Source organism: Thermoleptolyngbya sp. C42_A2020_037 (assembly GCF_015272455.1).
GTDB lineage: Bacteria > Cyanobacteriota > Cyanobacteriia > Elainellales > Elainellaceae > Thermoleptolyngbya.
In genome coordinates this window covers 1-20,652 of record NZ_JACYLP010000040.1, presented here as the reverse complement: position 1 = coordinate 20,652, position 20,652 = coordinate 1, and the positions used below count along the sequence as shown (strand labels likewise).

Annotated in this window: 18 protein-coding genes and 1 pseudogene; 18 read left to right on the top strand and 1 reads right to left on the bottom strand. The window is 52.1% G+C overall.

The genetic code is table 11. The features are described 5' to 3' along the window. Nucleotides 1-141 precede the first annotated feature (141 nt). The 16 genes and pseudogenes from IGS16_RS12755 to IGS16_RS12680 all read left to right on the top strand — a co-directional run bounded on the left by IGS16_RS12755 (nucleotide 142) and on the right by IGS16_RS12680 (nucleotide 17,342). The gene (locus tag IGS16_RS12755; RefSeq protein ID WP_297085972.1) at nucleotides 142-924 is read left to right on the top strand and encodes a DUF4058 family protein; all 783 of its coding nucleotides are present in this window, start codon (nucleotides 142-144) and stop codon (nucleotides 922-924) included. Nucleotides 925-946: 22 nt separating this feature from the next. Then, nucleotides 947-1,960 (top strand): threo-3-hydroxy-L-aspartate ammonia-lyase, encoded by a 1,014-nt coding sequence (locus tag IGS16_RS12750; RefSeq protein ID WP_297085970.1) that lies wholly within the window; start codon nucleotides 947-949, stop codon nucleotides 1,958-1,960. A gap of 114 nt (nucleotides 1,961-2,074) precedes the next feature. Then, nucleotides 2,075-2,674: a DUF1517 domain-containing protein gene (locus IGS16_RS12745; RefSeq protein WP_172358953.1), complete on the top strand. Its 600-nt coding sequence runs from the start codon at nucleotides 2,075-2,077 to the stop codon at nucleotides 2,672-2,674. A gap of 182 nt (nucleotides 2,675-2,856) precedes the next feature. Further along, nucleotides 2,857-3,753 (top strand): hypothetical protein, encoded by an 897-nt coding sequence (locus tag IGS16_RS12740; protein WP_297085968.1) that lies wholly within the window; start codon nucleotides 2,857-2,859, stop codon nucleotides 3,751-3,753. 398 nt (nucleotides 3,754-4,151) lie between these two features. Next, on the top strand, nucleotides 4,152-4,640 hold the full coding sequence (locus IGS16_RS12735; protein WP_297085966.1) for a hypothetical protein: 489 nt from the start codon (nucleotides 4,152-4,154) through the stop codon (nucleotides 4,638-4,640). Further along, on the top strand, nucleotides 4,631-5,035 hold the full coding sequence (locus IGS16_RS12730) for a carboxypeptidase-like regulatory domain-containing protein (RefSeq protein ID WP_297085964.1): 405 nt from the start codon (nucleotides 4,631-4,633) through the stop codon (nucleotides 5,033-5,035). The genes IGS16_RS12735 and IGS16_RS12730 overlap by 10 nt, the downstream gene beginning before the upstream one ends. 1,441 nt (nucleotides 5,036-6,476) lie before the next feature. Beyond that, a pseudogene (locus IGS16_RS12725) lies at nucleotides 6,477-9,428 on the top strand (ABC transporter transmembrane domain-containing protein); the annotation flags it as partial. A gap of 401 nt (nucleotides 9,429-9,829) precedes the next feature. After that, entirely contained in the window at nucleotides 9,830-11,194 is a 1,365-nt protein-coding gene (locus IGS16_RS12720; RefSeq protein WP_297085960.1) for an HlyD family type I secretion periplasmic adaptor subunit, read from the top strand. Nucleotides 11,195-11,331: 137 nt separating this feature from the next. Beyond that, the gene (locus IGS16_RS12715) at nucleotides 11,332-11,718 is read left to right on the top strand and encodes a HetP family heterocyst commitment protein (RefSeq protein ID WP_297085959.1); all 387 of its coding nucleotides are present in this window, start codon (nucleotides 11,332-11,334) and stop codon (nucleotides 11,716-11,718) included. 136 nt (nucleotides 11,719-11,854) lie between these two features. Next, complete coding sequence (locus tag IGS16_RS12710; RefSeq protein ID WP_156434780.1) at nucleotides 11,855-12,187, top strand: hypothetical protein; 333 nt, start codon at nucleotides 11,855-11,857, stop codon at nucleotides 12,185-12,187. 454 nt (nucleotides 12,188-12,641) lie between these two features. Next, nucleotides 12,642-12,968, top strand: a complete 327-nt coding sequence (locus tag IGS16_RS12705) for a hypothetical protein (protein ID WP_297085956.1) — start codon at nucleotides 12,642-12,644, stop codon at nucleotides 12,966-12,968. A 397-nt stretch (nucleotides 12,969-13,365) separates the two neighbouring features. Beyond that, entirely contained in the window at nucleotides 13,366-13,611 is a 246-nt protein-coding gene (locus tag IGS16_RS12700; protein WP_297085954.1) for a hypothetical protein, read from the top strand. A 197-nt stretch (nucleotides 13,612-13,808) separates the two neighbouring features. After that, complete coding sequence (locus IGS16_RS12695) at nucleotides 13,809-14,816, top strand: hypothetical protein (RefSeq protein ID WP_297085952.1); 1,008 nt, start codon at nucleotides 13,809-13,811, stop codon at nucleotides 14,814-14,816. A 492-nt stretch (nucleotides 14,817-15,308) separates the two neighbouring features. Beyond that, nucleotides 15,309-15,848 (top strand): peptidylprolyl isomerase, encoded by a 540-nt coding sequence (locus IGS16_RS12690; RefSeq protein ID WP_297085950.1) that lies wholly within the window; start codon nucleotides 15,309-15,311, stop codon nucleotides 15,846-15,848. A 367-nt stretch (nucleotides 15,849-16,215) separates the two neighbouring features. After that, complete coding sequence (locus tag IGS16_RS12685) at nucleotides 16,216-16,407, top strand: hypothetical protein (RefSeq protein ID WP_297085948.1); 192 nt, start codon at nucleotides 16,216-16,218, stop codon at nucleotides 16,405-16,407. 29 nt (nucleotides 16,408-16,436) lie between these two features. Then, a complete protein-coding gene (locus IGS16_RS12680; RefSeq protein ID WP_297085944.1) occupies nucleotides 16,437-17,342 on the top strand; it encodes an MvdC/MvdD family ATP grasp protein in 906 nt (301 codons plus the stop codon). 100 nt (nucleotides 17,343-17,442) lie between these two features. Here IGS16_RS12680 and IGS16_RS12675 read toward each other — a convergent pair whose 3' ends face one another. After that, on the bottom strand, nucleotides 17,443-18,678 hold the full coding sequence (locus IGS16_RS12675; protein WP_297085942.1) for an LL-diaminopimelate aminotransferase: 1,236 nt from the start codon (nucleotides 18,676-18,678) through the stop codon (nucleotides 17,443-17,445). A gap of 235 nt (nucleotides 18,679-18,913) precedes the next feature. On the opposite strand from IGS16_RS12675, the gene IGS16_RS12670 reads away from it, so the two are divergent. Together IGS16_RS12670 and IGS16_RS12665 are read left to right on the top strand one after the other, a co-directional pair. Continuing rightward, nucleotides 18,914-19,729 carry a DNA adenine methylase gene (locus IGS16_RS12670; protein ID WP_297085940.1) on the top strand — a complete coding sequence of 272 codons (816 nt, stop codon included), beginning with the start codon at nucleotides 18,914-18,916 and terminating at the stop codon, nucleotides 19,727-19,729. 228 nt (nucleotides 19,730-19,957) lie between these two features. Beyond that, nucleotides 19,958-20,581 carry a hypothetical protein gene (locus tag IGS16_RS12665; protein ID WP_297085938.1) on the top strand — a complete coding sequence of 208 codons (624 nt, stop codon included), beginning with the start codon at nucleotides 19,958-19,960 and terminating at the stop codon, nucleotides 20,579-20,581. Nucleotides 20,582-20,652: the final 71 nt, after the last annotated feature.

Here is a 20,652-nt window from a genome sequence, read left to right as displayed (position 1 = left end):
GCATAATTCGGGAATTGATCGAAAAGTCTGAAGATTTCCGCAAACTTCTGTCAAATTCACGCTTTTAGCGCTTTGGAGTGTCGTTATGATCGAGAAAATGACTGATCTGTGATTCGGATAGTTGATTCGGACGCTTTAGCCATGCCGTCGCCTTTTCCTGGAATGGACCCCTATCTTGAAGGCTATCTCTGGTCAGATGTACACAACGCCCTTGCCAACAAAATTCGGCAAATGCTCGTGCCGCTGCTGCGCCCTCGCTACACCGCACGATTGGAGGTGTACCTAGTCGAAGATGCGTCGCCAGAGAGTGAAATCGGCATTTTGTATCCTGATGTAGAAGTGCTTCAGGTGCAGCCGACTGAGGCAAGTCGCCAAACAGGCCCAGCGTCCCAAGGCGCAACGGCAACCACGCCCGCCCTCTTAACTCTGCCGCTGCTCCTACCCGTCGAAGTCCGCATTCCAAGCATCGAGATTCGCGATACGGCTCAGAATCGGTTGATTAGCTGCATTGAAATTCTGTCTCCGGTCAATAAGCGAGAACCTGGATTGAGCGAATATCGCCGCAAGCGGCAACGGCTCTATCAAGCCAATGTTCATTTGATTGAGATCGATTTGCTCCGCAGAGGCACTCGTCCGTATAATCATCCGCGCTTGCCTGCGGTGCCTTATCTGGTGACGCTGACTCGCGCCCATTCTGGAGTAGTGGAGGTTTGGGCGATCGCCCTTGCGGATGAGCTACCCACCCTTCCAGTGCCGCTGCAAGCGCCCGATGAGGCAGTGCCGCTTGATTTGGGGGCAGCTTTGAGGGCAATCTACGATGAGGCTGCCTACGACTTGTCGATTGACTACCGCCAGCCACCGCCGCCCCCCGCGCTCTCTGAACTGGAAATAGAATGGTTGCGGTCACAAATTGAAAAGGCTTAGAAAAAATCGGGTGGACATCACGATGGTACTTGCTGCTTCAACTTCCAATCAGGTTAACGAGTTGCCCGTGTCCTATGCCGATGTGGCAGCGGCGGCAGAACGGCTGGCGGGCGTGGCCCATCGCACGCCCGTTATGACCAGCCGCACGGTGAACGATCGCACGGGTTGTGAAGTCTTTTTCAAGTGCGAGAACTTTCAGCGGATGGGCGCGTTCAAGTTTCGCGGGGCGTATAACGCGCTGTCGCAGCTTTCGCCCGCAGAAAAGCAGCGGGGCGTGCTAACTTACTCATCGGGAAACCACGCCCAGGCGATCGCCCTCTCTGGCAAACTGCTGGGCATTCCCACCACCATCGTCATGCCGGCCGACGCGCCCCAGGTAAAGCAAGATGCCACGCGGGGCTATGGCGCAGAGGTGGTGCTGTATGACCGCTCCGAAGCCGTGCGCGAACAGGTAGCCCAGCAAATCGCCGAGGAGCGTGGCGCGGTGGTGATTCCGCCCTACAACCACCCGCACGTTATCGCCGGACAGGGCACGGCGGCGAAAGAACTCATCGAAGACGTAGGCGAACTGGATTATCTGCTGGTGTGCTGCGGGGGCGGCGGGCTGCTGTCGGGCTGTGCGATCGCCGCCCACACGCTCTCGCCAAGTTGCAAAGTGATCGGCGTGGAACCCGCCGCCGGAGACGACGCGACCCGCTCGTTTCACACCAAAACACTGCAAACCGTGCAAAACCCCGACACGATCGCTGACGGCGCACGCACACACGCGCTAGGAAGCCTCACCTTTCCCCTGGTGCTGCACTACGTTCACGACATGGTGGCCGTGCCCGACGACGCGCTGCTGCGGACGCTGTTTTTCCTTTGGGAGCGGATGAAGCTGGTGATCGAGCCGACGGGAGCGCTGGCCGCCACAGCCCTGCTCGAAGGCTACTTGCCCCAAGTGACGGGGCGCGTCGGTGTGCTGATCAGCGGCGGCAATGTAGACCTTCGGCAAATTGGGGCGCGGATGGCGGAAATCCTCCCTGCTGATAGGTGAGGAAACAGGAAGCCAGATGACAAAATATGAATGGGGTAGCCGTCTTGCTGCTTAACCCAACCCCAAATCCAAAGCCCCAAAACCCAAAATCCAAAAATCTAAATTCCTATGCCCCTGCGCGATCGCTTTCAACAACTCAGCGGCAAAACGCGGTTTGTCGTATGCCGCATTTTTCTGCATTTAGCCGGCCGCGAGGTTGCGCCGCTGCTGGGCGTGCTAAATCAGGCAGGACAACGGGCGATCGCCGCCGAAGGCGACCTGGATGTGCTGGGGGAAGAACTCGTTACCCTCTGCGACCACCTGCTGGAGTACGAACCGTACTGGCAATCTGCCGCCAACGAGGGCGATGTCTTTTGGGATGAGGGCGAAGCGGGCGATTACGTGACAGAACTCTTCACCGACTCGGCCCAGCGCTACGGCAGCGGCGCAGAACTGCTGGACTCGGACACCGAGGATGCAGAAACGCCGCTGATTTTGCCCATTACCCAAAACTTGGTGGTGATGATCACCGTCGCCTATGAAGGCGAAGTGCCTACCCTGGAAACCGACCTAACCAACGCCAGCGCCCTGCGAATGGGGCTAAAGTCCATCATCAACCTGCACCACAACGAAAAGCTGCGGGCGATTCAGGTGCATTTTTCTCCAGCGCAACTGGGCGATGAACTCACCTACGACGAGCTATTGCAGCATTATCCCGAACTCGTTCCCCTATAGATTTTTGAACTGTCTGCTGCTGCGCTGTGACGGGCTGCGCTTGGGCCAGGTCTTGCGTCTGGTTTAGATTAGAGTCAGGGCCGATCTTTATCGAGCATTCAGCCCAGTTAACTTGCTTTATCAAACCCTTGTCAACCCCGACGTCTGATAAGTTCCCTTCTTTGTTTCACCCATTGATTCTCATGATGCAGTTTTCTGTCCTTCGCAAGCTGGTTGCCCTCACGGCAGCCTTCACACTAGCCTTCACCACGCTGGCCTGCTCGTCCTCTCTGGGGGATTCGGGGGCGATCGCCCCTGCCGATCAACCCGTAGTGGCTGCTGCGCCGTCCCAAGCTACGCTGCCCGATGGCAAGTATCCTGTGCAGCAAGCCAGCTACAACGACCTGGAAGGCGACTATACGCTGATGTTGCTGAATACGCCGCCGGGAACGTCTTCTATCTTCCAATCTGCCGACTTGCCGATGGCGCGGCTGACGGATGAAGAAATCAGCGCAGGCGAAAAGAGCTATCTCAAAGTTGAAAACGGGCAGCCCTCGCTGCATCTGACGGAAGACTTTCGGATCGAGTATGTCCACAACGTCACCGAAACCCAGGTTAATCCGCAGACTGGGCGACAGGAAGTCGTTGTGGTGCGTCAGGAGCCGAGCTTCTGGTCGCCCTTTGCCGGAGCGCTGGCAGGTCAGGCAATTGGCAGCCTGCTGTTTACGCCGCACTACTACTTTCCGCCTGTCTATGTCCCCGGTCGCGTGATGACGGGCTACGGCGGCTACGGTCGCACCTATGGGCAAGCGGTCGAGCGCTACCAGGCGCAAAACAAGACCGTGCCCAATGCGGTGCGTAATCGCCAGCTTCGCACATCGGGGCAACTGCGGGTTCCCAACACGGCCCGCCCAACGACCGCTCGACCCAAGACCACGGTGAATCGCCCCAGCGGCTCTGGGTTTGGCTCCACCAACCTGCGCCCGAATACGGCTCCCCGCCCAAAGACGACGATTCGCCCCGGCGGTGGCTTTGGCAGCGTGCGTCCACGTCCCTCCTTGGGTGGCGGAATGCGCGGCGGTGGGTTCCGTCGTCGCTAGGCTGAGCAAACAGTTTTGATTTGATATAAAACCGGAGGGGGCGATCGCTCCCTCTTTTTTTGGGATAAGGAAGCTGTTGATGTCCCTTCTTCTAAATGGTGCTACGAATAAAATTACTGGAAGCCTCAAAGACGCTTGACTGGCAATCCAAAATCACCAATCCAAAATCACCAATCCAAAATCGCAAATCGACATTATCCCCATCCTCAGCAGGGGCATCGCAAATTTAACTCGAACTCGGTAGGCTATGCCTTAATTCGACAGGGCTACCTGTCGTCCCAAAGATAATCGTCCCAGTGATCATTGTGAGGAAATGGGTATTTATGCGATCGCTCGATTTACCAAAACTTTCAGTTGCAATTCTGACATCCCTGGCTTGCCTGAGTGGGCATAGCGGATTGGCAAACGAACCCGTAGCGGTTGTTTCTCCAAATTCCGGTGTTCCGTTTTTGGGCGTGAATGGCGTGTTCACGCTGGATACAGCCGTGCCCTCCTCGCTGAATGACCCGAGAAATCCAGGGCGCATTGTCTTTAACCAGATGGAGCAGTTTTCTTTCTATCGAGATCTGGCAGGCGAAAATGCGATCGCCGAAAACTGTCAGTATGCCTATCGCGGCGCTGCGCCTGACCCGTTCTACTATCCCCGCTTTCAGTCGTCGATTTGGGATTTGTTTGAGCTAGTGTCGGATGATGCGGCTTGCAGTGGTTTCAAATATGTGGCGCTCCGCGCTCCCCACGGCCAACCCATTCATATGCATATGCGCTATGGCGGGTTGAGTTCCAGTTTTGAGGAATTGCTGGGAAAAAGCACGGGCGAATCAGATACTAGTCAGCTTGACCCGTGGTGGAGCGTGTATTGTGCAGAAGGAGTGACCGCGTGCGATTAGAAGCCAGGGTTAAGCGGCATCTAGGGCGATCGCTCGACCTGATCTTGCTACTGGGCACGCTAGCCGTTCCAGCCCTGGCCCACGAAGTCGGTTTAAGGGCCCTCGTGCAGGCGCGGGGTGCGCGGGGGGAGAGCATTACCTACAGCGAATCTACGCTGCCCCAAAATGCTCAGATTATCTCGGTAGAAATCATTGCCGACTACAGCACTGGGGAACCGATGGCAGGCGCACAGGTCTTGATCTTTGCGCCGGGGAATCCCGGTGTGCCCTGGAGACGAGGGACGAGCGATCGCCAGGGTCGCTACAGGTTTACGCCGGATTTATCCAGACGCGGCCGCTGGACAATCCGAGTAGAAGATGCAGGACACAGCAGCTTCATGAACCTGATGATTTAGGCAAAACCTATAGCAGGCAATTTATAGCAGGCAATTTAACTTTAGGACGGGTGCAGTTGGATGATTTCTGGTGGGCTATACCTGCGAGAGATCATTCAACTTTCTGCAAGAGTCGTCTCAATTGCATAACTTCTGAACCCACAACTTATGCAAGAAAACCTCGAAAAATAGGGGTGCTGGTTAGGAATAGCTCGACATAGCCTGGCTGATTTTCGGAGCAAGGCACTGAATCGAGGTGACTATAAGGCTTTTTTATGGATAAGGAATTATGTCAGTTCGACTGTGACTCGTGCCGATCTTTTAATGTTAAGAAATATCTTAGCCATGCTTTTGTTAACCTACTTGCAGGTGAAATGTCTTCATTGAACGTTTGGTCTGAGTTCTCCAGTTTCCTCTGGCTTTACGCTGCTTCAGCCTGATGGATTACGTTCGTCCGAGTGAGTTGACCGATTACCTGCTCAACTTTTGAGAATTGAGCTTTAAATCACTTGTAATGCTGTAACTGATCAGTTAAGCTTTCGGAAAGCGTATTCAAAGATGCAGAACGGTGTAGTGACCATACCTCCTGTGCATATGCGGCTTTCTTGGGCCGCATGATTCCAGGCTAAAAAAACTTGCGGTGGTAAGCCCGTTAATTTGTCTTGAGTGTACGCTTGATGTCCATCCGAGTCCTCTAGAACAAGCTCTCTAAGAAAATAGTTGGCTCAAACACGAGAGATACAGCATACGTCATAAAGGATCGCGCTCAAAATCACGGGTTCAGGATACTCACGTTGATTCTGGTTCAGGCATTTCACCCTTATCATCTCTCATCAACTTTCAGGGAAAGGTAAGCTGGTTGTGCATCCGTTATAAGCCGGAATAATTTAGGAAACGGTCTGGGTCTGAAGCGCCCCGAAGACAAGAGTGGCGTAAGCTTTGTGGGCTTGCGTTCTGTGAGCTGAGTTTAAAGAATTGACAAAAATCGGCAGAACCGTCTAAATCCTTGGTTTCCTGTTCTTCAGAGCAGATTCTAGCGCCTATCTCTACGCCATCTCTGCGATATATCTCTAGCATCTATCTCCAGCACTCAGGTTTCGTATTTTTACGAACCTAATTTGCGGCCAGCATAGGTTGCTTTAACCCCCAAAAGTCAACTCTCAAGGGCTGTCTCGCTATGAATTTAACTGACCCCAGTCGCACTCATCCGGGTGTCTCTCACACTGCATTGCTAAAGTCTATCCCCAAGCTTCAGCTCACTCCTGAATGGCGGCTATTGCAAGAAGATATACGAAATCTCTTGCAGGAGCTACAGGAAAGGGAAAACGTTGCGGCTCCCATTTCTTTTCCGCTAGGAACTGAGCTAGTCCGGGTCGCTGCCATAATTGATAGCCCTCTTACGTCTACGTCGCAGGCTTCTACTTCACAGGCAGATACCTCGTCTGCTAGTGCTGAGGTTGCTTTGTGGATAATTCAGCAGGGGCGAGTGCGGCTGTTGTGTCCAATGGCTGATGGAAAGCGTGAAGGAACCGCGGTGGTTCTCGAAGCGGGAGATACGTTTGGGGTAGAAGTTCTACTAGGCGTGGAAACCTTAAGCTATCGGGCGATCGCCGCAAGTCCGGTTGAGCTGATTCCTATTTCTCATAACATATGGCGATCGCTGCTGGCTACATCATCAACCTGGCGAGACGTGCTGATGCAGCAGGCTAGAATGCGGGAGCGTATGATTTTTTTGCGCCATTGCCCTGATTTGCAATCGCTCAGCAGCCGCCAAATCCAGAGATTTCTTACAGACTGGAACCCATGTCATATTCCCACAGGCACACCGCTTCGAGTTGCCTTATCCAGCGGCGGACGGTTCTGGCTCCGGCAAGGTAAGATTCAGAACTGCTCTTCATCAACCGATCCAGCATCCCCAGTGCCCCAGGTCGGCGACAGTTGGGGTGCGCCAGATCCGATCCCCGAAAGCTGGGTTGCTCAAACCGATTTACGGGTCTACCAATTACCTGCGGCGAGTTGGGAAGCCCTAAGCCTATTGCTGCATAACTCTTGTTCAACCCATGCACCGACTTTTTCTGGTGATGCTGTTGGCGAGAGATCAAGCCACGAACGGCGTCTCCTTTTCACGGGCGATCGCCCAGAGCAGAGTAGCCCGTCTCCGGCTGCCCCCAGCCAGCCTTCTCCAGCCCCAGCAAACACCCCATCTCAGCCGGCCCCAGATTTACCGCTAACCTTTCCAAAGCCCATTCAGCGGCGAATTCTCGATGCCTTTCATCGCTATCCCTGGGTAGAACAGCAAAGCTCTTCTGACTGTGGAGCCGCCTGTCTTTCGATGGTGGCTCGATACTGGGGAAAACAACTGCCCATTCATTTTTTGCGAGAGCAGGCAAATGTCGGCCGCGCTGGTGCATCGCTCAAGAACCTGGCCAAGGGCGCAGAGCGGATCGGGTTGCAGGCTCGCCCCGTGCGGGCCAGCCTGGGGCGTTTGCTAAACCAGAGCAGCCCCTGGATAGCCCATTGGGAAGGCAATCACTATATCGTGGTCTACCACGCCAGCCGCAAACGGATTATCATCGCTGACCCCGCTCATGGCAGGCGATCGCTTTCTAGCCAAGAATTTCAAGCACACTGGACGGGCTATGCCCTGCTGTTAGAGCCGACCAGCCAGCTCAACGACCTCGAAATTAAGCAAATCTCGCTGGGGCGTTACCTCAGCACTTTCATCCCCTATCGCATCATCGGGCTTCAGATTATTCTCGTCTCGCTCCTGATTCAGCTCTTCAGCGTAGTAACGCCCTTATTCACCCAAATCATTCTGGATCAAGTCGTTGTCCAAAAAAGTCAAACCACACTCAACGCCTTTGTTATCGGTCTATTTCTGTTTGGTGTATGGAGCATTTGCATGGGGTCAGTTCGGCAATACTTGCTAACCCATCTGGCAAATCGACTCGACCTGACCCTCATTAGTGGATTTATTCGCCACACGCTGCGGCTGCCGCTGCAATTTTTTGAGTCTCGGCGTGTGGGAGACATCCTCACCCGTGTGCAGGAAAACCGAAAAATTCAGAATTTTTTGATTGGCCAAGTCATGCTCTCCTGGCTTGACTTTTTGACAGGCTTTATTTACCTAGCCCTAATGCTCTACTACAACTGGCGGCTAACCCTGCTGGTGCTGCTGCTGATTCCACCGATTGTGCTGCTCACACTCGGCGCAACGCCATTTCTGCGGCGCGTATCCCGCCAGATTTTTCATGAAGCAGCAGAGCAAAACTCATCCCTAGTAGAGATGATGACAGGGATTGCAACGGTCAAATCCTTAGCCGCAGAACAAGAAATTCGCTGGCGCTGGGAAAATCATTTGGTTAACCAGATGAATGCCGGATTTCGCGGAGCCAAACTGGGCATTGGGCTGGGCGCAGCAAACGGACTGATCAACTCGATTGGGAGTACAGCATTGCTGTGGTATGGCGCAACTTTGGTCATTCGGGGGGATTTAACGATTGGCCAATTTGTGGCATTTAACATGATGATTGGTTATGTCATTAGCCCAGTCATTACGTTAGCCAATTTGTGGGATGAGCTTCAGGAAGTGCTAATTTCTGTTGAACGCCTAAATGATGTATTTGAAGCGAAACCAGAAGAATCATCCCAACAATTTCACCTGCCATTACCCAGGCTGCACGGGGCAGTTGTGTTTGAAAATGTGACATTTCGATATGGCGAAGACGAGGAACGCAACACGCTGCAAAATCTCTCATTTTCGACCCAGCCGGGTCAAACGATTGCCATTGTTGGGCGGAGTGGTTCTGGTAAAACAACGCTAGTTAAACTGATTCAGGGACTATATTTTGCCAACCAGGGGCGTGTGCTGCTGGATGGACATGATATTCGACATGTCCAGCTACATTCTTTGCGGTCGCAAATTGGCGTGGTGCCGCAGGAATGTTTTCTATTCTCCGGTACAATTCTCGAAAACATTACGCTGTATCGCCCTGAGTATTCACTGGAACAAGTAATTGAGGCAGCTAAATTAGCGGAAGCTCATGCGTTTATTCAGGCTTTGCCACTCGGCTATAACACCCCTGTCGGAGAACATGGTTCTACGCTGTCTGGCGGGCAGCGACAGCGAATTGCGATCGCCCGAGCGCTTTTAGGAAAGCCAAGTATTTTGATTTTGGATGAAGCCACTAGCTCGCTAGATACTGAATCAGAACGACGGTTTCAGCGGAACCTTGTGCAAATCAGTCGCAATCGCACTACCTTTATGATCGCCCATCGACTTTCCACCGTCCGCAATGCAGACCGTATTTTAGTCCTCGATCGAGGCATCTTGGTGGAACAAGGAACCCACGACGCATTGATTCAGCAACAAGGTCTATATCATTATCTAGCCCAACAGCAGCTTGAGCTTTAGTCTGCCCGATAGACCTGCCACAGAGTTATAGATTTGTGACAGACCTACCTTTCAGAACCGCATTCCAAAACCGTCATGCTGGTCATACCACTCTGCATCACTTTTGTGGAGCAATGCGTGCTTTAGCAATTTTTAGCCAAATTTGTTTTTGGGCAAATTCTGTCATTTTTGTATTCCGGAGATCTTTTGAATCGCAAGATCTTCGCCTAGACTCTTTGAGCAATCTACATCCTGTAAAAGCTGATACAGAAAACTGCCAATTTGGCAGCTAGCCACTCAGAATTCTCTTAGGATATTTCTAACCTTACTTTATCCAATCAGGAAAGTTGGTTTGAGTTTCGCCCCGTCTGCACTTCAGACTTTCCTTCAGTCCCCAGAAGGTAAATACCAGGTCACTGCTTATGTTCCTAGACGAACAGCCCGCCAGTCAACCAGGACTCAATGCCACTTCAGAAACAACGACGGATGATCCTCGTTCCCCTTCAGAAGCCCTCCCGCCCGCTTGGAGTCAATCGTTGCAATCTGTGCTAGATCAGCCTCCTGCGTCGCTGCCAGGCCGTATGGTTGGAGTTGGGCTGGCATTTTGCTGTGTTTTTGCAGCTTGGGTCTGGTTTGGCAAAGTGCAAGACGTGAGCCAGGGGGTGGGGCAATTGGTTCCCCTGGGGCGCGTCTATAAGGTGCAGCCCGTCAGCCAAGGTGAAGTTATACGGCTGCTAGTTCAGGAGGGCGATTTTGTGAGGGCGGGGCAAGTCTTGGCTACGCTCGATAGCCGAATGCTTGAAGCGGAGGTGAGTCGCCTCCAGCAGAGCCTTTCTGCATATCGCCTGCAACTGATTCAGAGCCAGGAATTGCTGCATCGCACGGCGCTAGAGGCGGAGATGCGGTGGGCGATCGCCAAAAGTCAGGCGCAAGCTCAATCTGCGTCCCTTACAGAGGCTCAGGTTGCCGTCGCGACCCAGCAAGAACTGCTGAAGCAGACTGAAATTGACCAGACTGCATATCAAGCGCGTCTAGCACGCCTAAAGCCGCTGGTAGAGGCAGGTGCGATCGCCCAGGAACAATTGTTTGAGGTCGAACAATCTTTGCGCGATCGCCGGCGTGTGCAGATTCAAAGCGAAGGAGATTTGCAGCGGGCGATCGCCAGTGCCCAAAGATATCAGGCAGAATTCGCCCAGCAGCAATCGGAGGTTCAGCGGAGCCACCTAGAAAAACGTCAGCGTCTCCAACAAATCCAGGTCAACGTATCTGAGCTAGAGGCAAAAATTAAGGAAACGGAAACACTGCTCAATGCCGCTCAAACCCAGATCCAGTCTACGATGCTGACTGCGCCCATCGCGGGAACCATATCGGCACTACATATCGACAACGTAGGCGAAGTCGTCCAGCCCGGACTCACGATTGCCGAAATTGCCCCCATCGACTCACCTTTGGTGCTTTCTGCCAAAATTCCAAATCAGCAAGCGGGCTTGGTTCAGGTTGGAATGCCTGCTCAGGTCAAAGTAGATGCTTTTCCGTATCAAGAATACGGCGTTTTGTCAGGCACAGTATTGACCGTATCGCCAGCTGCCAAAGACGATCAGCGCCTGGGCCCTGTTTACGAAGTAGAAATTTCCCTAGATCGTTCAACCATTCGCCATCAAGGTCAGACCATCTTACTGCGAGCCGGGCAAACCGCCACCGCCGAAATCGTCCTGCGGCAGCGTCGAATTCTCGATGTGCTGCTTGACCCCTTTCAAAAGCTCCGAAAAGATAGCCTCAAGATGTAAAAATGCGGTTCGATTGAACTCTGAAAATCTGCGTCAATCAGACAGAATAGTACTTCATCGGCAACGCCCAATCTTGAAGTCTCTGCACTATTCTGATCCAATTTCTATTTTGATCCAATTTATAGGAGAGTCGTGCTGTGAATTCAAACCTCTCAAGTCGCCTGGATAAGGCAATGAATCCTGAACAGTTCAATCAGGTTGTATCAGCCATTCTAGAGGGCAAGTATTCTTGGGCTTGCCTGTTGATTCTTCAGTTTGCGGGATACAATCCACTGCACTATATCCCCTACCGCACCTACAATCGCTTAATGAAGGAAAACAATCCGCATAAAAATCAAAAGACAACATCGGAACTTTCCAAACCACAGCCGCCCCAAGAAACATTATCTCTTCAGGACTGCATTACCCGGCTCGAAGACCTGGGCTATCTGGAACCTTTGAAAGAAGTTCAGGCAGAGGTTCGCGGGGGAGATTGTTGGATCGAGGGCGATCGCCCCTGGTTCAAAGTCTCCCTTTGGAATTAACACCATTTGAATTCCATCATTCCCCCGGAACTAGCCCCAACATCTTGTTTATCATCTATCTCTTGGAACTCAAGATTTAGAAATCATAGCAGGCGCAACTTCGTTCAATGCACAAACCCTTCCCTTAGGAAAAACCATGCTAATTCACAACCTAGATTATCTCGAAAAAGTAGACGAAGCCTCAAATCTCGTCGGAGGCTCAGCCAATTCTAGCGATCTGTTGATTGAGCTTTCTGGTAGAAACTTACTCCTCAAACAAGGAGAGTCAATCTTGTTTAGTAGCCCTGTGTCACCTCCTCAAACAATCACGATCTCTTTTCAGAATGTAGACTCTCCTTTTGTATTCAGCAGCTCTGTTACAGAAGTAATTAATGGCGTGACAACCACCAACTGGACACTCTCCACCCAATCGCTGAATTTCCCGACCCCCATTGTTCGTCCCCCCCGCCGCCGAACCGGTCTTTTCTAAGAAATTTGCACTGCAATTTGCAATCTAGAATCAAGAGGATAGAAAATCCATTTCTATCCTCTGTTTTGGCGATCATGATTATTCTCAAAGAGAACATTAATTCTCTTGAGCAGCGCTACGGATGTAACTGCTGGGAGCCTCTAAGCGTTGGGCTGGCGAGACAAAATCAAACATTCAAGATTGAGAACCGATCTCAGGAGCAACAATTTCAAGACATGAAATCCATGCAAAGAGCCTGAATTCCTGAATTCTATATTTGCCAAGTTTTTTGATCAGATCTGTGATTTTTATCATTCAAATCTGTTATTCAAACTTCTCATTCAAAACTCAAAGCTATGTAAATTCAAAATATGCCAAAATGGCAACCTCAAACAAGTCAATCTCATAAGATATAAACAACATCTCAAACAAGAGATGTGCATCTAAAACAACTCACCTACATGGGAGAAAGTCAATGATTATTGCTGAGCTAAACTATCTGGAAACCGTTGCTGAAGCAGGTGTGCAGGGTGGAACCTTCTATCGTCCGGGTCGCAACCTGTCCAGCACCTACACTCAAGATGACAAAGTAAGTGTTCGTTTTGACACGACCAATCGCTTTGAAACTGTCATCAAAGCTCCTGGCAACGTTCATAATATCTCTGCATCTGCTGGTGCGAAGGGTGATGCTATTGTTCGCTATGAGGCTTACTCCTTTACGAAGGCAGATACTCTAGCTGTAGTTGACGACAAGGGCAACTCCTTCTCGCTCAGCACTTCGGCTGCTCTGATTAACTGGTAGTTTGTTCCATCTCAGAGGGCGGATGCAATCTCGATTGTGTGGATCTTTCATGAAAGAAGAGCCATCTCAAGCATCTCAAAACCCGCTCTCTATTTGAGAGAGAGATCAGGAAGCCGTCCACTGAAGGCTGAGAATGTTCTGTCTTTAGTGGACGCTCCTTCTCTAAATTGGATCTGCGTTGGATCTGTGTTGGATCTGTAGTGTCATTAATCGCCAATCTAAAATCCAGAATCGATATAGGCCAGAGTTTCCGATGTCTCTACTAAATTCCCAAGGTGTAAAGCCCTTCGAGAAGGCTCAAGTGGGTCTTTCTCCTCCAGGATTGCTCAAGATTCAAGACTTACCTCACCTTAAAGCAATACCCGATCTAGACGGTTGTCTGGGCCCAAGCGATTGTGTGGGTGGATATGCAGCCACCGATACGTTTGCTGAAACTGGACTAGGATATGCCTCAGCGGGGGCGATCGCCTTTGCGTCTGGAGAGTATGCTCTAACCAAAACTCGCACGGTTGCAGTGGTTCGACAGATGCCGCGAGTGACGATTAGCCGCGCTTCGGCTACGGCCGTAGCCATCTCGGTTACTCCAGACGGAATCGATCGCAGCTTCAGCCACTCTCGTTCTGTTTCGGTATATGTTTCCTAACTAGGCGATAGCGTTTTTGAAGCCAGTGCTTGTGAAGCTCGCGAGGGACGCGGGTGGCCAGTCTCCCCTGTGAGGAGCAGTGCGTAATCCAAGCGTAATTCGACGCGCAAGAAATGCAGCATCCATCCAGCGACCTGTTGAGATGCGGCAATTCAGACTTGATGGACAGATTGCAGGCGTTTACAGGCAGTGACATCATGAGCCTTGTATTTTATTCTGGTTTACCCGATCTAGACTCGCTGTTCGGTGCCGCTTCTACAGACAGTTCTATTCTGGACGGTTCAGTGATCAGCACCTCAAGCAGTAGCGCTGTTGCCTACGTGAATGCCAACGGGGCTGGCGGCAGTAGCAGTTCCTCTGCGACATCTCCCTTGGGCACAAGCAGCAGCAGCGATAGCGTGTTTGTCCCTGGCGCAACCTCTATCAGCGCTGGTGCATCTGCCAATACGACTCCTGGGAAGCCACCCGAAACAACGGCAGTCGTGACGGTTCCTGCTGCCGTTCCTGGAGAGCCGCTGGAAACAATCGCAGTGGCGATGGTTCCGGCATCGCTGGATTGGGCTGATCTAGATTTTGCAGATGTTGCTCCACTGCTGCCAGAGTTAGTTGTGGCGATGGGTACAGGTGATTGGGACTATGCCCAAGACGGCGCGTCGGTCAAGAAGGCCGTTGGCAATTCAGAAGGCAATCAGTTATCTGGCACATCCGAGCAAGATTGGCTGGGAGGAAAGGGAGGGGGCGATCGCCTCTTCGGCAAATGGGGCAACGATGTTTTGCAAGGCGGTGCTGGCCCCGATGTCCTGCTGGGCGGACTGGGAATGGATGTGCTGCTGGGAGGCAGTGGAGACGATTTGCTAGATGGTGGCGGCGGCATTAATCTGCTGATTGGCGGTAGAGGGGCAGACACTTTTAGATTGAGCGGAACAGCCGCTAAAATCAAAGACTCTCAACCTAGTATAATTGCTGATTTCAATGCGTCTGAGAGTGACAAAATTCAACTGCCGACTGGTCTTTTGCTTCGAGACTTGAACCTTGTGCCTATCACTTTTACGGATCAAAGTATCCGTAGTGCCACGCTAATTACGGTTGGAATGGGGGCAGAGACAACGCTTTTAGCAGTGGTGCTGAATACTGTCATCAATGATGGCTCGAGCCACGGAGTGACAACGACTCTGACGAGCGCTAATTTTCTGACATCAACTTAAACCTGGCTGCTTTTTGACCTGAATCCTGATATTTATTGCCTGTCTATTTCCTGTGTTCTTGCGTCAAATTTATTGACCCCTTTAGGGAGTAGTTCATGCAAGATCGGTGTTCACAAGAAGAAGTTTAAATTTTCATCGCAATGATTCAGAAAAACTATAAAATCTCACTAATTTCAGATTTTGAAGTGTGCTTTTTTAAGCAGAAAATCAGTGCGTTTGTGCTGAGCAGGAGTAGCTTAGACGAAAGTTGTTTCACGATATGGCTTAGTTATGCTGTCAAGTTTGGATATGATAGATTTTGCGGGTACATCCTTGAGTGCTGAAGATATTGTAGATTGTCTCAGACGTAATCTACAGATTCGGGATGTCTGCCAACAGATTATTTATCGCTCTATCATCGAGCAAGCAGCCATAGAATATCAAATTGAAATTGCTCCGGAGGAGATCCAGTCTGCCGCAGATCAAATGCGTTATGAGATGCGGTTGGAAAGTGTGGCTCAGACTTTAGAATGGCTGTCGGAACAGCTTATTTCTCCCCAACATTGGGAACAAGGAATTCGCGATCGCCTCTTGCTAAAAAAACTGCGAAACTCCCTTTTTTCAAAGGACGTAGATCGGGTATTTGCCCAGAATCGGTTGGACTATGAGCAAGTTTTTATCTACAGAATTCAGGTGCCCTATCGCCCCCTTGCCCAAGAACTGCTGTATCAAATTGAAGAGGGCGAACTGAGTTTTTATGAAGCGGCGCACTTGTATGATGTAGACGAAGAAAGACGGCTGCGATGTGGCTATGATGGGCGACTGGGTCGCTGGGATTTTCCACCCGATATCGGCTCTGCTGTATTTGGGGCAGCGCCCAATGAGTTGTTGGGCCCCTTTCCTGTGGGGCAAAGCTATGACCTGTTAATGGTAGGCGGTTTCTTGTCGGCTGAACTCAATGATGAAACTCGTGGTGCGATTCTAGATCGCATGTTTCAAGAGTGGCTAGAGAGTGAATTTATTCACTTCTCGCACTACCAAAATCACTCCTAAGCCTGAATCTTTCAATCATCTCAGGGCTAATACAGAAGCTTTTTCAAAATGGATTGGCGATCGCCCAAGAGAAAATAGAGTTTTGCAAAAATTCTGCCAGATTGGCAAACCTAAAAAATGATTTTTTTATAAGTTTGGAGAATGGGATATTTTGTCGGACTGATTGTCAGCTCTGATCGCTCATGTCTGACTATTTCAACTAATCTTTAAAGGGAGTAGCTAGAGATGGAACATCCGTTTAATTTGAGCCTCTCAACCCTGAAGACGCTCGATCTTGAGTTTGAAGATGACTTAGCTTCTGCAATGGCATCGGATCTCAGCGGTGGCCTCCGATATATCACGCGGCGAGGGGGAGAACAGGGGCGGTGTGCCCTCGGTTCGTCCTCCCAAACCAGTTCCCATCGATCCGGTGATCCCACATCCTCCCGTTACGACTAAGGCGATCGGCGAGGAAGGGGGGTGGCAGCCGCCCGAAGTTACCACTCTAGCGCTAGGCGAGGAAGGGGGCTGGGCGACGACCTTGGCGCTGGGTGAAGAAGGCGGCTGGACTGAGTGGTAGGTAAGCCTGGACGGCCCGTTGAGGTGTGCATGAATGTTCTGATTTTGGGCGATCGCACTGACCCTCATGCGGCCCATGTGGGTCAGGCCGTTGCCCAGGCGGGGGCATCGGTTTACTACTACAACACTCAGCACTTTCCGACGCGCATCCAGCTTTCCTGGAGTCCGTCTGCCCATACTGGGACGATTGTGTTGCCTGAGGGCGATCGCCTCGATTTGCACCAAATTCACAGCATTTTTTGGCGCAGTTTCTATGGCGTGCAGGTGCCGCCACTGCAAGATGCCCAGCAGGCCAGCATTGCCCACAAAGATGCGCTGAGTACGCTGCGATCGCTGATGCAGGCTTGCCCGGCCCACTGGATCAACTCATGGCAAGCGTACCAGTTTCATCAAGAAAAGCCTTTACAACTACATCGAATTGCCCAACTGGGCGTGCCGATTCCGCCGACGCTGATTAGCAATGATCCGCAGGCGATTTTGCAATTCTACGAGTCTTATCCAGACCTGATTTTTAAGCCAGTGTACGGCGGCGCATACACCCAACGAATCACGCCCGACCACCTGAATTTAGATAGGCTGGAACTAGCCAGTAAGATCGCCCCCGTCACGCTTCAAGAATATGTTCCAGGTACAAATGTCCGCAGCTACGTGATTGGCACTGAGGTCTACACGGCAGAAATCCGCAGCGACGCAGTGGACTTCCGAGAAGATGCCGCCGCCACGCTAATCCCTGCTATCTTGCCAGAAGCCGTGCAGCAGCAGTGTGTGGCGATCGCCCGCTGCTTATATCTGGAATGGACAGCAATTGACTGGCGGTTGACACCCGATGGGCAATATGTCTTCTTAGAAGCAAACCCTAGCCCCATGTTTCTCCATTTCGAACGGCAAACCGGATTTCCAATTACGCAACTGCTGGTAGAGCGACTGATCGGTTGAGCATCAGATAATGAGCGTAAATAAACATTAAACCCCACGACAGAACCCGGCGAGCTTAGCCACCGGGATTCTGTTCAGTTTGCGGATGTCTCAGCAGAATTTATCCCTGAAACTTCTCCACAATGCGGCGCATCGCCTCGTTCACGTTCTCGCGGCTATTGAAGGCGGAAATGCGGAAGTAGCCCTCGCCTGCCGCACCAAAGCCCGAACCCGGCGTGCCGACAACGTTGCAGGTGTGCAGCAGCTTGTCAAAGAAATCCCAGCTTGACAAACCGTGCGGCGTTTTCACCCAGACGTAGGGCGCGTTCACGCCGCCGTAGACCTGAATTCCAGCATTTGTTAACTGTTCCCGAATAATGCGGGCGTTTTCCATATAAAAGTCGATTAGAGCGCGGGTTTGAGCCTTACCTTCGGGTGAGTAGACCGCCTCTGCGCCGCGCTGCACGATGTAGGACACGCCGTTGAACTTGGTGGACTGGCGACGGTTCCACAAGCCCCATAACTCCACGTCAGAACCATCAGCCGCCTTGCCCTTGAGGGATTTGGGAACGACGGTGAAGGCACAGCGAGTGCCCGTAAAGCCCGCATTTTTGGAAAAGGAGCGAAACTCGATGGCACACTCCCGCGCCCCTTCGATTTCGTAAATGGAATGCGGCAGCGACGGATCGGTGATAAAGGCTTCGTAGGCAGCGTCAAAGAAGATGATGGAGCCGTGGGCGCGGGCGTAGTTCACCCAATCCGCCAAGTGTTCTTTCGTTGCGGTTGCTCCCGTCGGATTGTTGGGGAAGCAAAGGTAGATCAGGTCTACTTTTTGGCTGGGGATTTTGGCAGTGAAATTATTTTCCGCGCTGATGGGTAGGTAGACGAGGCCGCCATATTCGCCGCGCTCGTTGGCATCGCCCGTGTGCCCTGCCATAACGTTGGTATCGACGTATACCGGATACACGGGGTCAGTGACGGCAATTGTGTTGTTGCTGCCAAAGATGTCCAGAATGTTGCCACAGTCGCACTTGGAGCCGTCGGAGACAAAGATTTCGTCGGCGCTGATGTCGCAGCCGCGTGCTTGGAAGTCGTGGGTGGCGATCGCCTCTCGCAACCAGCCATAGCCCTGCTCTGGCCCATAGCCTTTGAACGTGGCGCGATCGCCCATGTCTTCCACGGCTTTGATCATGGCGGCGCGGCAGGCTTCGGGCAAGGGTTCGGTCACGTCGCCAATGCCCAGCCGGATGATCGGTGCGTCAGGATTCGCCACCGCAAAGGCATTCACCCGCCGCCCAATTTCGGGAAACAGGTAGCCCGCTTTGAGCTTCAAGTAATTATCGTTGATGGTCGCCATAGTCTTTTGCGTCTAGTCGCTTGCGTCTGGAGAATCGTCTCAATAATCTAAGCCTCAATCCAGCTTACGGCAAACCCTGGTGCGCTAATGCGATTTTGGATTTTAGATTTTGGGGTTTAGATTGCCAATTTAGATTTTTAATGGGGCTTCTAGCGATTTCATGGGTAGTGCTGGATGGGAAATTGAGATACCCTGAGCTAGGCAATTTCTGTGCAGGTTAAGGGTTTGAGGAAGCATGATCAAGAGTCCGTTGCGCTATCCCGGCGGCAAGTCGAGGGCGATCGCCCAGATTTTGCCCCTGCTGCCAGAGCGCATTGCCGAATTTCGCGAACCATTTGTGGGTGGCGGGTCGGTGTTTCTCGCCGCAAAACAGCAGCTACCGTTTTGGTCAGATCAAACGCCGCGCCTGTTTTGGATCAACGACCTGAACCGCGACCTGGTTTGCTTTTGGAAGACTGCCCGCGATCAGAACGAGGCACTGGTCGAAAAAGTGTCCTGGCTGCGCTCCAGTTTCCCGACCGGGCGTGAACTGTATACATTCCTGCTGGATGAACGAAACAGTTCCACGGATTTTGATCGCGCTGTTCGCTTTTTTGTGATGAACCGCATTACGTTTTCGGGTGTGATGGATTCTGGCGGCTATTCGCAGCAGGCCTACGAGCGGCGCTTTACGGAATCGGCGATCGCCCGCCTCGCCAAACTGCCTGCCTTACTTTCAGACGTACAGATTACGCAGGGCGACTATGCAGAACTGCTGCAAAAGTCAGGTGAAGACGTGTTTATCTTTCTCGATCCGCCTTACTTATCTGCTACGCACTCTAAACTCTACGGAATCAAAGGCAACTTGCACACGGCCTTTGACCATACGCGGTTTGCCGCTGCCATGCAGCACTGTTCCCACCGCTGGCTGATCACCTACGACGACTCGCCAGAGGTGCGGCAGTTATTTCAGTTTGCGACCATTGTGGAATGGGAGCTGCAATACGGCATGAATAACTACAAGCAGGCGATCGCCGCCAAAGGTAAAGAGCTATTCATCAAAAATTACTGAACGAAACCTAAAAAATCACTCGACTGAGGGATGGGCAAACTATCCGGACGGAGCATCAGCCTACGGCGATAGATCTATTACCATAGTCGCAGATTGGCGAAAGGCTGGAGTTCCATGTTCACATCCCTGGTTTGTAAATCCCGGACGCGCGTTGCTATAGCATCTACCTTACTTTCCGTAGCGCTGCTAGCGGGATGTGGTTCTGCGCCTTGGCTGTCTCCTGCGCCCGTGGAGTCACCCACAGCGTCACCCAGTCCCTCGGAACCCAGTGGCGGGGCGATCGCCCAATCTCCTGCTGCAACCCTAGACACCACGATCGTTCCTGGCGAACGCTTTGGCCCCGTAACGAAAAACACGACCCGCCAGGATCTGGCCGCACAGTTTGGCGAAGCCAACCTAGAAGATAAAGAAATTGGCATGGGCGAAGGCGAAACCGAACTGGGAACCGTCGTAAACCTTGGCCCAGACCGTTCCTTCACCATTATTTGGGGCAACCCAGAACGCACCGAAGCCGCTGCCGTCATGAACCCTGGCCCGGCCTGGCGCACACCAGAAGGCATTGGGGTGGGAACCTCGTTTGCAGAGCTACAGCAAAAGCTGGGCCCCTTCAAGTTCTATGGCTTTGACTGGGACTATGGCGGTACAGTGTTGCTGGAAGGCACTGAACTGCGGGACTACTATGGGCTGTTGGTGATGCGGCTATACATGGATGACACAGCCCGCACCCAGTCCGCTGCCGACTATCAGGCGCTGATTGGCGATGAACTGTTTGAGTCCAGCAATCCCCATGCCCAAAAGTTGAACCTGACGGTGGGCGAATTGCTGGTGTCTTTGCGCGAAACGAATAACTAGTGCGCCCAAATCTGGTGGGGTCATCGGCGTGGGCGATCGCCCAATCGGGTGATTTCTCAAAAAACTCGCCC